The 13,186-nt window shown below is 67.9% G+C and carries 13 protein-coding genes and 2 pseudogenes; 7 read left to right on the top strand and 8 right to left on the bottom strand.

Features of this window, described 5'->3' with window-relative positions; translation table 11 throughout:
• Window positions 1-178: 178 nt before the first annotated feature.
• Together ACFWY5_RS45780 and ACFWY5_RS45775 are read right to left on the bottom strand one after the other, a co-directional pair.
• Window positions 179-1,021, bottom strand: a complete 843-nt coding sequence (locus ACFWY5_RS45780) for a CU044_5270 family protein (protein WP_379638626.1) — start codon at window positions 1,019-1,021, stop codon at window positions 179-181.
• A gap of 1 nt (window position 1,022) precedes the next feature.
• Window positions 1,023-1,607, bottom strand: a complete 585-nt coding sequence (locus ACFWY5_RS45775; protein ID WP_379638625.1) for an RNA polymerase sigma factor — start codon at window positions 1,605-1,607, stop codon at window positions 1,023-1,025.
• Window positions 1,608-1,968: 361 nt separating this feature from the next.
• Between ACFWY5_RS45775 and ACFWY5_RS45770 the strand changes: the two genes are divergently transcribed.
• The 6 genes from ACFWY5_RS45770 (at window position 1,969) to ACFWY5_RS45745 (ending at window position 7,329) form a co-directional block, all read left to right on the top strand.
• Entirely contained in the window at window positions 1,969-2,559 is a 591-nt protein-coding gene (locus ACFWY5_RS45770; RefSeq protein ID WP_379638624.1) for an RNA polymerase sigma factor, read from the top strand.
• Complete coding sequence (locus ACFWY5_RS45765; protein ID WP_379623382.1) at window positions 2,552-3,532, top strand: CU044_5270 family protein; 981 nt, start codon at window positions 2,552-2,554, stop codon at window positions 3,530-3,532. Before ACFWY5_RS45770 ends, ACFWY5_RS45765 begins: the two co-directional genes overlap by 8 nt.
• Window positions 3,533-3,741: 209 nt before the next feature.
• Window positions 3,742-4,281 carry an RNA polymerase sigma factor gene (locus ACFWY5_RS45760; RefSeq protein ID WP_379623384.1) on the top strand — a complete coding sequence of 180 codons (540 nt, stop codon included), beginning with the start codon at window positions 3,742-3,744 and terminating at the stop codon, window positions 4,279-4,281.
• The gene (locus ACFWY5_RS45755; RefSeq protein WP_379638623.1) at window positions 4,281-5,156 is read left to right on the top strand and encodes a hypothetical protein; all 876 of its coding nucleotides are present in this window, start codon (window positions 4,281-4,283) and stop codon (window positions 5,154-5,156) included. The genes ACFWY5_RS45760 and ACFWY5_RS45755 overlap by 1 nt, the downstream gene beginning before the upstream one ends.
• 528 nt (window positions 5,157-5,684) lie before the next feature.
• Entirely contained in the window at window positions 5,685-6,872 is a 1,188-nt protein-coding gene (locus ACFWY5_RS45750; RefSeq protein WP_379638622.1) for a hypothetical protein, read from the top strand.
• The gene (locus tag ACFWY5_RS45745) at window positions 6,793-7,329 is read left to right on the top strand and encodes a hypothetical protein (protein ID WP_379638621.1); all 537 of its coding nucleotides are present in this window, start codon (window positions 6,793-6,795) and stop codon (window positions 7,327-7,329) included. The genes ACFWY5_RS45750 and ACFWY5_RS45745 overlap by 80 nt, the downstream gene beginning before the upstream one ends.
• Before the next feature lie 43 nt (window positions 7,330-7,372).
• Here ACFWY5_RS45745 and ACFWY5_RS45740 read toward each other — a convergent pair.
• Window positions 7,373-8,044 (bottom strand): annotated as a pseudogene (locus tag ACFWY5_RS45740) (recombinase family protein).
• 108 nt (window positions 8,045-8,152) lie between these two features.
• Window positions 8,153-10,531 (bottom strand): tetratricopeptide repeat protein, encoded by a 2,379-nt coding sequence (locus tag ACFWY5_RS45735; protein ID WP_379638658.1) that lies wholly within the window; start codon window positions 10,529-10,531, stop codon window positions 8,153-8,155.
• A 388-nt stretch (window positions 10,532-10,919) separates the two neighbouring features.
• Between ACFWY5_RS45735 and ACFWY5_RS45730 the strand changes: the two genes are divergently transcribed.
• Complete coding sequence (locus tag ACFWY5_RS45730) at window positions 10,920-11,084, top strand: hypothetical protein (protein ID WP_379638660.1); 165 nt, start codon at window positions 10,920-10,922, stop codon at window positions 11,082-11,084.
• Between the two features lie 62 nt (window positions 11,085-11,146).
• On the opposite strand, the gene ACFWY5_RS45725 is transcribed toward ACFWY5_RS45730, so the two are convergent.
• The 4 genes and pseudogenes from ACFWY5_RS45725 to ACFWY5_RS45710 all read right to left on the bottom strand — a co-directional run bounded on the left by ACFWY5_RS45725 (window position 11,147) and on the right by ACFWY5_RS45710 (window position 13,004).
• On the bottom strand, window positions 11,147-11,443 hold the full coding sequence (locus ACFWY5_RS45725; protein WP_379638657.1) for a pentapeptide repeat-containing protein: 297 nt from the start codon (window positions 11,441-11,443) through the stop codon (window positions 11,147-11,149).
• A 25-nt stretch (window positions 11,444-11,468) separates the two neighbouring features.
• Window positions 11,469-11,660 (bottom strand): annotated as a pseudogene (locus ACFWY5_RS45720) (pentapeptide repeat-containing protein); the annotation flags it as partial.
• Window positions 11,636-11,836 (bottom strand): hypothetical protein, encoded by a 201-nt coding sequence (locus ACFWY5_RS45715; RefSeq protein ID WP_379638620.1) that lies wholly within the window; start codon window positions 11,834-11,836, stop codon window positions 11,636-11,638. The pseudogene ACFWY5_RS45720 and the gene ACFWY5_RS45715, both read right to left, overlap by 25 nt.
• A gap of 265 nt (window positions 11,837-12,101) precedes the next feature.
• On the bottom strand, window positions 12,102-13,004 hold the full coding sequence (locus ACFWY5_RS45710) for a hypothetical protein (protein ID WP_379638619.1): 903 nt from the start codon (window positions 13,002-13,004) through the stop codon (window positions 12,102-12,104).
• Window positions 13,005-13,186 lie beyond the last annotated feature (182 nt).

The following is a 13,186-nucleotide window of genomic DNA, read 5'->3' as shown; positions in this document are numbered from 1 at the left end:
AACAGGCCCGACCTGCTTGACGGGTGTCGGCCCCTGAGCAGCAACCAATCGGTCAGTGGCGGTAGCGGGCCGACGCGATGGGACCTACCGCCATCCAGCGGTCCGATACAGGTACTTCATCGCCCGATCTTGTGCCCGTACATGGTGAACAGGGCCACGAACACCTCGCTGTGGCCGGCTATGACCGCTCGCCCGCACGGTCCACGATCACGGCCTTGTACACGATGATCTTCTGGCCCGGCCAGCGGAAGCCCATGTACTCGTAGGTCTTGGGGTGGATGTAGACGCGCTCGTCGCCGTGGAAGAGGGACATGGCCCGGCGTCCGGCCGGATCCTTCACCCCGCCCTCGTACTTCACCCCCGGGATCCGCGCCATCGCCCCGTACATGGCCGCGCGCAGCTTCGCGGGCAGCACGGTTTCTCCCATCCCCATGGAGATCAGCCGGAACGCCCACAGGTGACGCTCGTCCTCGCTCATCTCGGGCCGGTTCAACATGGCGTTCTCCTCCACGATCTGCTGATCCATCCGGGCCAGCAACGCGTCCGGGTCGGTCGGCAGCGACAGCAGGAAGGGATAGCCGACCTCGAACTCCGAGCCCTCGTGCACCTCTAGTTCGCCGCCTCTGTAGCGGGTGGCGAACTTCGTGTCGTCCACCCGCCGCCACAGCTCCCCGGTGTCGGTCTTCATGTAGGCCCAGTCGGTCGGGGCGAAGACGTCGTCGCTCTCCGCCGCCGCCAGGACCGCCGCGTTCGCGGCCAGGTCCGCCGCGCCGGCGACCGGCCGCAACGTGGTCTCCACCACCTGGGGAACCAGGTGCACGGATTCCCGCTCCTGCGCGGGCCAGAACGAGATGCCCGCCACGAGGGCCGCCAGCGCGACCAGGGTGGCCAGCCCCAGGAACGGCCGCCGACGTCTCACGGGCCGCACCCGGCCGTGGGCCCGCAGCCGGGCCCTGGCCACCCCGACCTCCTCGCCACCGGGCTCCGGCTGGGCGTCGTGGTACCTCTTCAGCATCGCCATCTCATCCATGGTTGAAGACCTCCCGTGCCGTGGGACCCAGAAGCGCGCGCAGCTTGCGCCGCGCCCGGTTGACGCGGGAGCTGACCGTGCCGACCGCCACGCCGAGTGCCCGCGCCGCCTCGGCGTAGCTGAATCCGGCACACGCGACCAGCAGCAACGCGTCGCGGTCACCGCGTGACATCCCGGCCAGGCCGCGGGCCAGTTCCGGGCTCAGCCGCTCGGCCGCCACCCGCTCGGTGACGCGGTCGGCGTGCCCGCCGTCCGGCTCCGCGGTGCCCGCGCGGGCCATGGCCCGGTAGAAACGGACCTCGCTGCGGCGGTGCCTGCCGATCAGGTTGGTGGCGATCCCGTAGAGCCACGGACGCGCCTGATCGCAGGTCAGGTCATAGCGCGTACGCCGGTCGAAGGCGACCAGGAACGTCTCGGCCGCCACGTCCGACGCGACGTCGGGACCGAGGCGGGCGGCGGCGTAGCGGTGGATCGCGCCGTAGTACCTGTCGAAGATCACCGAGAACCACTCAGGCTCCTCGCGGGACTTCGCGATGACCACCGCGTCGCCGTCGAGTCGCGGGTCGGGCTCATCCATCCGGCGCCTTTCTCCAAGAAACCGATCAGCGCTACTTGCCCGATCCCGCCCTTCTTGTTCTCAGACGGTCTCGGGGCCGGTTCTCTCGTACGGCTCGCGTGCGGCGTCCGTAGTCAGTAAGGCGATGAACGTACCCGGCCACGGAAGGGGAGTACCCGCCGTCCGACACCCACGGCCGAGCCACCCTCTGGTTCCTGCCACTCTGCCACGGGGGTTGGGGAGACACGGCCCAAACCGGGGCGACGTCGTCGACACCTGGCGCCCGTTTGTGAAGTGACGCAGATCACCCTTCAGACCGTGAACCTGCGCCTGCCGTCCGGGCGAAAGCGGGAGAACCGATGTGTAGGGACGGGAGCAGCATGTGATCGCCGACGAATCCGGCAGGGCTGATGACACCGAGCTGATAAGACGCTCGGCGCGCGATCCGGAGGCCTTCGCAGACCTGTTCACCCGGCACGCGCCCGCGTTGCGGCGCTATGTTGCCCGGCGGCTGGGCCCTTGCCTGGCCGACGACATCGTTTCCGACACGTTTTTGACCGCGTTCCGGCGTCGCGGCCGCTACGACCTCAGCCATCCTGACGCGCGTCCCTGGCTGTACGGCATCGCCGCCCGGCTCGTCAGCCGGCATCGGCGCGTGGAGATCCGGTTCTACCGTGCGCTGGTCCGCAGCGGTGTCGACGAGATCGCCGAGCCGTACGCCGACCGCGTCGATGACTGGGTGGCCGCGCAGCAGGCCGGACTAGCGGCGGCCCTGATGAAGCTGTCGCCCGGGGACCGGGAGGTGTTGTTACTCGTGGCCTGGGCCGACATGTCCTATGAGGACGTGGCCCGCGCGCTGGACATTCCGATCGGCACCGTGAGATCCCGCCTGCACCGGGCCAGGGCCAAGACACGCCAGGCGCTCGGCGGATCCGACCCGGCGATGACGCGAAAGGAGTCTTCGGATGGATGAGATGCGGTCGTTGCGCGAATGGCGGGCCGGTGTGCCCGAGCCCGGCGCGGAGTGGATCATTCCGGAGCGCCGGCGGCTGCTGACGCGGATACGGGGGCGCGGGCGGGCGGTAGGGCGTCGGCTGCTCGCGGTTGGGATGGTCGGGGTGACGGTCGCGGTCGCGGTGGCGGCTCTTCGGCCGCAGTCTCCCGCTCAGGATCCGGCGACTCCACCCACGGTGGTCCAGTTCGACTCCTCTGTGGTGCTGGCCCGCGCCGCCGAGGTGGCGAGCAGGCGCGAGAGCGTCCCGGTGCCGCTGCCGACGCAGTGGCACTACACCAAGACCCTGGACAAGCAGCCGAACTCGGACACGGTCAAGCCCAGTGAGCAGTGGCAGCGCTATGACGGAATGCAGGCAGCCGGTTTCGATGAAGACGGAAGACTGCAGGTCGGCCCCGAACACAATCCCCTGGACGCGAACGACGACGACCTGACGCCGCAGCAGTACGACGCCAAGCTCCGCGAACTGCCGACCGACCCGAAGAAGCTGCTGGCCAAGGTGACGGGTGACCGCCACTGGATCAAGGGAGCCCGCGAAGAAGGGGTGCCCCACAGCGTCACGCCTGACGACGTCCGGGCGTACCACGTGATCATGCTCTATCTGAGCAGGTACGGCTCGATGCCACCGCGGCTGGAGGCCGCCATGTTCCGTGCTCTCGCCCTCATTCCCGGCGTCCGGATCGAACAAGGGGTGAGCGACGCCGCCGGCCGCAGCGGACTGGGCGTCTGGTTGGAACAGCCCGGCGACGCGCGGCCGTATCGCCGATACGACATTCTGGACCCTGCCACCTACCGCTACCTGGGCGGACGGATCGTCTGGCTGCGAGATGAGATGCACCCCGACATGCCGGAACCCATCGCCCGCAAGGGAGCGGTGTGGAGCACGGCCCTGCTGGCATCGGTGATCGTCGACCGTCCCGGCCTGCGGGGCTGAGCACCGCCGCCGGCGCGGCGAATCCATCCGCACCATCGCCGCCGGCAGCACGCGCACGAGTCCGCCCAGGTGTCCCAGAGCGAGATGCCGCTGCTGCTCGCGGGCAGGCATCTGGCCCTGCTCATCAAAGTTTCGCGGAGGGCGGTAATGCCCAGGCCTTGCCGTACATAGACGATGGTGTCCGCATTTTCTCCTGACAAAGGACGCCTGTGAATGAGGAACGGCTGGCCAGATTCGAGGCCGTTTACCGGCAGACGTATGGCCAGATCACCGCATATGCGATACGACGCTGCGCCGCGCCGCAGGACGCGGCCGACGTGGTCGCCGAGACGTTCGCCATCGCCTGGCGCAAGGTGGACAAATTGCCAGACGGCGAGCAGGCCCTGCTCTGGTTGTACGGCGTGGCCAGGAAAGTACTGGCCAACTACCACCGCACCGACAACCGGCGCCGGGCCAGGACCGTCGAGCTCGACGCGGAGATGACCGACCTCTATGCCGCCGCGCCGGAGAGCAAGATCGAGGCCGAGGCGGTGGCGCAGGTGTTCACGACGCTTCCCGACGACGATCGGGAGGTGCTGGCCCTGGTCGCCTGGGAAGGCCTGGACCGGGCGGAGGTCGCCGCGGTGCTGGGCCTGACGCGCAACGCCGTACGGGTGCGGCTGCATCGCGCGCGCAAACGGTTCGCGCGGGCGCTGACCGAGGCAGGAGTGCGGACGGACCGGCTGGTATCTGCGGAAGGGGCGCTGTGATGGACGAGATCGAGACGATGACGAGAGCCCTGGCCAGGGTGAAGCCGGGCGAGCACGGCGGGGACCCGTCCGGCGCGGGGGCGCGGGCGCTGCTGGCGGAGATCACCGCGCACCCGCCCGCCGAGAGAGCAACGGCGCGGCGCTGGTTGCAGCGGCCCCGGTTCGCGCTGGGACTGGCCATCGCCGTGACGGTCGCCGCGGCGGCGGTGGTCGTACCGAGCGTGCTGGACGACAGCGGCACCTACACCTCGGCCTCCTGGGCTGTCACCAAGCAGGCGGACGGGGTGGTGTGGGTCAAGGTGACCGACTTCAAGGACGCCACCGGGCTGAGCAGGCAGCTCAAGGAGCTGGGCGTACCCGCGATCGTGGACTACGTGCCCGAGGGCGACAAGTGCAGAGAGCCGCGCGCTGAGTACGTCGAGGACGTCCCCAAGGGCCTCTACCACGCGCCACAGAACATCCCGGGCGACGACCGGGGCTGGCAGATGCGGGTCGACACCAAGCTATTCCGCCCGGGTGAAACGTTCGTCTGGACGATCACCCCGCTGTCCGGCGGCGGCAGCAGCACCAGCACGATCCTCATGAAGGATCCCGTCGCGCCGTGCGAGCTGGTCCCCGACGACCGCGGCGAGAAGCTGGTCAAAGAGTTCGCCGGCTCCCGCTCGGCGACCGGGAAGGGCGGCCTCCTGGAGGGCTACCCGGTTGAGGGCAAGCCGCTGGAAGAGGTGCGCAAGGAACTCGATCGCCGCGGCCTGGACTCGACGTTCGTGGTCCTGCCCGGCGGCCAGAGCAAGAACCTGGTGGTCGTGGACGCGCGCCAGGACCCGCTGGAGGGCGAACGGTTCATCCAGCTGCTGGTGAAGCCCGCTCCGTGAGATAGCGACTGTTCGAACAGGCCAACGGCTTCCGAGAAGGACCGTCTCTCGGAATCCCGTTGCGTCGTGGACTTCCGAGAACGCGCGCCGAGCTGCGCCGTACACCCTGCCGAAAACAGGGAAAATCGGCGACGATCAAGGCGCTAGCAAGAATTTCTAGGCGAGACATGATCACGAACCCCGTAGACCACGGTCCCACGCGGATGGAAAGCGCTGACACTAATTTCGCGCTCAACAGATGAACGGAGCTCGCAGCACTTTGTGGTGCGGACCAGTCGGGTTACGGGTTCGCTACGGCGGGCGGCCTTTCTGCCGGGAGTCGTCATCGTGGGGGATGGCGGTTTCCTCCCCTGACGCCCCGCCGCCGCGGCCGCGATGGTGGCGTGGCTGGCGGGTGCTCGTGCTGCTGTTGGTGCTGGCGGGTGCGGGCTCGCCTGCGGTCGGGGAGATGTCGGGTGGCATGGTGGTCGGCCAGGTGGAGGGCCCGGCAGGGTGCACACCCACGGGCACAGCGAAGGCGCCGGATCGGTGAGCGTGGGCGGACACAACTACGGCACGATCGTCACCGGCGGCCAGCACTCACCCCCGCCGCCGTTGGCGCGGGCGCTGGCGGGGTTGCCGGCGGAGCCACCGGACTTCACCGGCCGCGGCGAGAGCCTGGCCCTGCTGCAGGACGCTCTCTGCTCGCGCCGAGCCGGAGCCGGTACGGCGGGTTCCGGGGGGACGGCGGTGGTGGTCTCGACGGTGGCCGGCATGGCCGGGGTGGGCAAGACCGCGCTGGCGCTGGTGGCCGCCCATCACGCCCGGCGCAAGGGCTGGTTCGCGGGCGGGGTGTTCTTCCTGGATCTACACGGCTACACCCCTGGCGCGGGCGAGCCGGTCAAGGCGGGGACGGCGGCGGGGCAGCTGCTGCGCGCGATGGGCCTGCGCGGTGAGGAACTGCCGCCGACCGGGGAGGAACTGCTGGCGGTGTATCGGTCGGTGCTGGCCAGCCTCGGCGACCAGGGTCGGGGAGTGCTGGTGGTGGCCGACAACGCCGTCAGCGTCGGCCAGGTGCAACCGCTGGTTCCGGCGCATGGCTGTCATCGGCTGCTGGTCACCTCCCGCCACACCCTCGCCCTGGCCGGGCGCCGGCTCGACCTTGACGTCCTGGACGCCGACGAGGCGGTGCAACTGCTCCGGGCGGCGCTGACCGTGCGCGTGTCGGATGCTCGCGTCGAGCGGGAGCCGCAGGCCGCGCTCGGGCTGGTCGGGTTGTACGGGCGGTTGCCGCTGGCGGTGCAGATCATCGCCGCGATGATGGCCGCCGAGCCCGACCGGCCGCTGTCGGCGATGGTCGGTGAGCTGGCTGAGGCTGGGCAGCGGCTGGATGTGCTGCAGCCGCCCGGTCACGAGGGCGAGATGGATCGGCCGCATGCGGTCCGGGCCGCGTTCGCGCTGTCGTATCGGCGGCTGGCCGACCGGCATCCGGCTCGGGTCTCGGCTGCTTCGGCTGCTGCCGTGGGCTCCCGGCCCCGACATCTCCACCCGCGCGGCCGCCGTCCTGGACGGCCGCCCGGAAGCGGAGGTGCGGCGGGATCTGCGCGAGCTCGCCCACGTCCATCTGGTCACCCAGGCAGCGGGCGAGCGCTGGGGCATGCACGACCTGATGCGCCTGTACGCCGGCGAGCAGGCCGGCCGGACCCTCGACCCGGACGAGCTGCGGCAGGCGGTTGACCGGCTGCTGGAGCAATATCTGAACCGGGCGCGGGTCGCCGACGCCGCGCTGAACGCCTTGGCAGGGCAGGTCGCGGGGAAAGGCTTCGCCGACCGGGCCGCGGCGTTGGTCTGGTTCGACGCCGAGCGGCTCAGTCTTGTGGCCGCGGTCAGCACCGGCCTGCAGACCGGCCGCCACTGGCTGGCCGCTGACCTGGCCGCCTACCTCGGCGAGTACCTGGCCTGGCGGAGGCATCTGGAGGATCGGCTGACTGTCTACTCCGTCGCCCTTGCCTGCATGCGGGAGGTCGGTGACCGGCGCGGCGAAGGTAGCGCGTGGAACAATCTCGGCCTCGCGCTGCGGCAGGTGCGGCGCTTTGAGGAGGCGATCGCCGCGCATGAGCAGGCTGCCGCCATCTTCGAGGCGTTCGGTGATGACTACAACCGGGGTATCGCCCCTGGCGAACCTGGCCAATGATCACCGTCTGCGTGATGAGTGAGCGGGGGGCTGCCCGGAGGTGTCAGGTGATTGAAGGCCGCCGGGCTGTGCGGAGTTCTTGGAGGTCGGGGATGTGGTTGTACAGGGTGCCCACGCTGACGCCGAGCAGTTTGGCGATCGAGGTGACGGAGCGGCCGGGGTCGGGCAGCAGCTCGCGGGCGGCTTTGAGCAGTTCGGCGTCGACGACGGTAGGCCGGCCGCCGACGCGGCCCCGCGCCCGTGCGGCGGCCAGGCCCTCGTGCGTACCGGCGATGATGAGCTCGCGGATGAACTCGGCTAGGGCGGCGAAGACGTGGAAGACGAGCCTTCCGCCTGCGGTGGTGGTGTCGAGGTTCTCGCGTGGTCGGCGACCTCCGCCGCCGCGAGATTGGCTTCACCTCGCTGTGGTGATGAGGTCGCGCAGGCTACGGCCGTAGCGGGCCAATTCGGGCACGACCATGGTGTCACCCGCCGAAAGGAAGGCGTGGCAGGGCCGCAACTCGGGTCGCTCGGCGTTCTTGCCGGATTTCTTGTCGGCGAACACTTTGCGGCAGCCGGCCGCGTGTAGGGCGTCGAGTTGGTGGTCGAGGCTTTGGCCGCGGGTGGAGACGCGGCGTAGCCGATGCGGATCTCGGACCGTTGCACGGGGAAGGCGGCCAGGAGGTCGTCGGACAGGTCCAGGGGAGTGCTCGTCACCCTCAAATTCTCTTAACAAACGGCCTCGGAGATTGTTGAAGACACGAGATTTATTGAAGCGAGTTTCTTTTGAAGATCTCCGCCGCAGGTCGGCGTGTGACTTCGAACTGTAGAAGGCGTGAAATCCTCAGAGTTGACTGTTGCGCTTATGCTGGGGCCGATGATCGCGAGATTTCTCGCCCCATCTGCTCAGCGCGTTTCTGGTACGTACGGTCTGATAGTGCGCGACCCCCAGCACCTCCTCTTCTACGGGAAGCAGCGCAGCGAATTGATCGCGAGCTGTCGCCATATCACCTGCCGCGCCTGTCCAACGTGCCAAGCTGTGTCGGATGAGCAATGTATCTGGATGTCGGGCACCTGAGACCCTTGCTTCGACAGGGAGCAGAGCCGCAAGCTGATCGCGCGCCTGGGTTGCGTCCCCCGCAACTCCCGTCCAGTGGGCGAGATCATGTCGCGCCAGCAAGGTTGCAGGGTGATCAGTGCCTGAGACCCGCTCGCGAACATAGAGCAGTTCAGCACATTGATCACGAGCAGCCGCAGCATTTCCCGCCTCTCCGGTCCAGTGTGCAAGCCCGGATCGAGAAGTGAGAGTGCGGGGATGTTCGCATCCCGACACCTGCTCGCGGAGGGGGAGTAGAACGGCGAACTGATCACGTGCCCCTGCAGCATCCCCTGCCATACCGGTCCAATGGGCAAGGCCATGCCGAACGGCGAGAGTGTGGTGATGTGCTAAACCCGAAACTCGCACGCGAAGCGGGAGCAACGCGGCGAACTGATCACGCGCGGCCACGGCATCCCCTGCCAATCCTGTGAAATCGGCAAGGTTGTGTCGAGAGAGCAGAACGAGTGGGTGTTCAGCACCCAGTATGCTCTCTTCGATGGGCAGTAATGCGCGGTATTGCTCGCACGCAGTAGCAGCGTCTCCGGCCTCGCCGACGCACCTCGCATAATTATGCCTAGCACTCAAGGTATCGGGGTGATCCGCGCCCAACACGCGTGTCTTGACGGGCACCAGCAAGGCATATTGGTTGCGGGCTGCAATCACATCACCTGACCGCTCCTGCCAGTACGCGACCTCGTGCAGTAAATCCAAGCTACTAGGATGCTCAACACCCAAGGAATTCCGAACATTAACATAAAGTCGCCGAGCCACCGCCAGGGCGGCTGGGTAATTGCCGCTAGCGCCCAGATACTCCATTACCCGGTAGAGGCCGGGTGACTCTGCGGATAGCACAGTGAGAGCATGCGGCACCAGGCGCCAGTACGTCCCCCAGTGCTCCATGCTGGTAGCGGCCTGTGGCAGTGCGGCCTCCAACAGGATGGCGGCCTGCCGACGTGTTCGACGACGTTGCTCGGCAGATAGCTGGTGGAAGGTGACCGCCTGCAATAGACGGTGCACGCTCACTAAATCAACTCCGGATTCCCCCGAGGCGCCACTTATCGTGATCATGCTGTAAGAGGCAAGTAAGCCTAAGGCCTCATCCACCTGCGCCTCATCAACGACAGTTGTGGTGTCGGAACCATGCGGAGCGGCTAATCCAGCCAGAACAGTGCATGGCAGATTATCGGGAGCGAAGAATGCGAGCAGATTCAGCAGGTCCATTGCCAGTGGATTGATCTCGCTGATACGAGCGGTGCTGATCGTCCATGCCTGAGCCACGACTCGTCCAGTTTCACCACCGACCGGTGGCACAGTGTGCATTCGAGCAGGGTGCGCGCGGAGCAGGCCGAGGTACCGAGTCACAGTCATCCGTGGCGTGCAAGCGATGTAGGCCCCTGCCTGTTGGAGTGCTAACGGTAGGTCGCCCAATTCTTCCGCCACCGCATCCAGCGTTTCGCCTGATTGGCCGGCGCCGTCGTGGATCAGCGCCGTCAACAGGTCAACAGAGGCCGGCCGGGACAATGCACCAAGCTTGAGTGGGGCGATGCCGAAGCGATCCCAGCCGACATCGCGCCTGGTCGTGATCAATACGTGGCCATGCCTCAACCGTCCCAGCAACGACTGCACGTCCACAGGTTCTTCCACATTGTCGAGCACTAGCAGCCAATCCTCGTAGGTACTCAGCCAGGCCATAGCCCACTCTGCGGCTTCCTCGGCGTCCGCCTGCGCCGCTGCCGTGGCACCCACCCCAGCGGCGAGCGCGCGGGCCAGCCCTGCCAGTCCGGCCTGGACGCGCTCGGCGGAGGCGGCTTCGATCCACCACACCAGCCGATAGTCGTCCCGATGCCGGGAGGCATACTGCAGCGCCAGCTCACTCTTGCCCAAGCCACCCAGCCCGACCAACGCCTGACTGGTCACCCCGGCCGGTGACCCAGCCGCCAGCCGACAGCGCAGAGTCTCCAGGGCAGCCGCCCGGCCGACGAAGTGCGCCACCGGGCGCCTGGGCAGGCCGGTCAGTCCCGCAGGCACCACAACCTGCCCGATCTCGGGCAGTGGTTGTCGCGGCGCATGAAACACCACAGCCGCGCCATCGCCGGTCTGCACGATGCCTTGGTTGGTGCTCATCGCCACCGAACGTTCCCCACACGCCGCAACCGGCTGCTCGGGCGTACGACCGTGGATCATCGTTGGGCAGCGGAATCGTCGCCGGACTGAATCACTCGCGAGTTCTCGTCCGTCGCGACCGCCCGCGTCCCGCGGGCATCGACCGACCCGCTCATCTGCGTGGAGGGTGTCGACAACCGTTCAGATCCGGTGCGGCCGCCGTGCCGGGCCCGCACCACCCCAGCGGCTGACACCCAAACGCGACCAGCCCGATGAACACACCGGTTACGCTGGCCAGCTGATCAGCTTTGTCCAGGCCGACCAACAGGAATAGAACCCCCAACGCCCTAGCTAAGCCTCCAGCGCCCATCAATACCCACGTCACACTTCGAGTCGCCACAACAGCATCGTGAACCAGCCGACCGGATCCGAACAGACAACCAACACAAACCGCATCGGCCCGGTAGACGGTGATCTTGTCGAAGAATTGAACGTTTCTCGACAAGATCACCAGGGCGGCTCCGTGTCGATTCCCGAAGTCGTGTTCACGAGCGACCAGGCGTTTTGTAGCTGATCGCAGAGGGCTTCGGAACTTTCCTGATTCCCGCAAGCAATCCGCAAGCCCGGAAATCCGGCTCAGACCCGCACCGGAGCGCTCTCCGAGACACCCTCCGCGCGCACCCGCCACCGGCCGTCCGTCAGCCGCTCCGACGCCCGCCGCAGGCGCTCCGCCCACTCGGCGTCGGGCCAGACGGTGCCCGCATCCCACACCGTCCCCGTCAGGTTCGCGCCGGACAAGTTCGCGGCGGTGAGGTCCGCCCCGGTCAGGTCCGCCCCGGACAGGTCCGCGAGCCTCAGGGTCGCGCGGGTCAGGTTCGCGCCGGACAGGTCCGCGAGCCTCAGGGTCGCGCCGGACAGGTTCGCATCGGTCAGGGGTCGCAGGGGCCAGGATCGCGCGGGTCAGGTTCGCGCCGGACAGGTTCGGGCTGGACAGGTACGCGAGCCGCAGGTCCGCGCCGGCCAGGGTCGCGCCGAACAGGTCCGCGAGCCGCAGGTCCACGCCGGTCAGGTCCGCGTCGATCAGAGTCGCGCGGGTCAGGTCCGCGAGCCTCAGGTCCGCGCGGGTCAGGTCCGCGCTGGCTTCACCCACCGCGCCGAACCCTCAGCCCCCTTGACCGCCTGCTTCACCGGCACCGCCCGCGCAGCCACCGACTTCTCCGGATCCAACCCCGCCGCGGCAGCCCGCTGAACCAGCACGTCGGGCACACCGATCCCGGAGACCACGAGCATCCCGACCAGACCGACGATCAGCAGCGCGAGCCACATCTGGGCATGCCGAACCCGCATCCGAACCTCCGCCAAGGCACGCTGACGCAAGCCCCCGCACCAATACGGGCCGCGCGTCATAAAGCTGACATAAGAACGATCAATCGGAATGTCCGCGAAAATCCCGAACCCGTCAACGACCGAGAACGCGGCTTTCCCCCTACACAGCGTCAAATGTCAGGAGATGACAATTCTCATGATCGCTGGTCAATCAACGATTTACCGTCGTAGCGAGAGGCTCCCTGAGAGAGTAGTGTGATTCGCGTCACATGCTAAATAGAGCTATACAAAGGCGGCGCGCCCGCAAGGAACAGCTACCCGAGGCAGGGATTGCACCTGCCGGAACACCGAGGTAGGGAACGCCCGAGCGGGCCGTCGGATCAGCAACCGCAACGGGGTGAAAGCGAGTGTAAGGGTGAGGCAGACCACGCGAAACAGCACGACCGATCATGATGAAGGAGATCACGTACCCGCTGAGTGACAGCCCTGTCACGACCACCCGGCGCATGACCGGGCGCCGTTCCCCGGGCCGGAAGCTCGCGCTGCCCGCCTCCATCGAAAACGCCTCGCCCGCTACCCCCAGCTCTACTCCCGCGTCGGCTTCGTCCACCACTACAAACCCATGTCGGACGGCGGCCTTCGCATGCTGCGGCACCCTCAACCTCCGCCTACCCGAGGCCTGCCCGGCCGCCACCGAATCGCTACCCGCCACCAGCGCCCGCGCCAGCCCGGCCGGGCCGACCTGGAGCTGGGCGGGGCTGTCGGCGTCGATCCACCACACCAGCGCGTAGTCCAGACGGTGGGCGAAGGCGTACTGCAACGCCAGCTCGCTCTTGCCGATCCCGCCGAGCCCGACCACCGCCTGACTGATCACCCCCGCGCCGGTCCCGGCCTCAAGCGTGGCCGCCAGCATGGCCAGAGCCTCATCGCAGCCGACGAACCACGGTGCGGGACGGCGCGGCAATCCCAGCAACCCAGCGGGCGCCTCGATCTGAGCCGGCCCAGGCAGGGGCGCCCGCCGCGCCGCATGCAGGTCACCGGTGACGATGGTGCCCGCGTTGTCCCGCACCGCGGCCGAGCGCGGCCCGCTCGCCCCCACCCGCACACCCACCGGCTCACCGGGAGAAGCGGCATCATCGTGGACACTCACAACCGCCACGATGACCAAGCCCACCACCCCCGGGCAACCCATTCCGCCGAATCCCGGATCAGGCAGACGTCCAGGCGAAACACCTCGATCGCAGACCACACAGAACGCTGATTCCTTACGGCAACCCGGGTGGCGTAGCGGTCAAGGTGCTGCGGAGGGCATCACCATGGGCGGGCACACCGGGCGCTCCCTGATCCTGG

The organism is Nonomuraea sp. NPDC059007 (assembly GCF_042740555.1).
Classification (GTDB): Bacteria; Actinomycetota; Actinomycetes; order Streptosporangiales; family Streptosporangiaceae; genus Nonomuraea.
The sequence above is the reverse complement of the archived record's forward strand: the minus strand, read 5'-3'. Positions and strand labels throughout refer to the sequence as shown.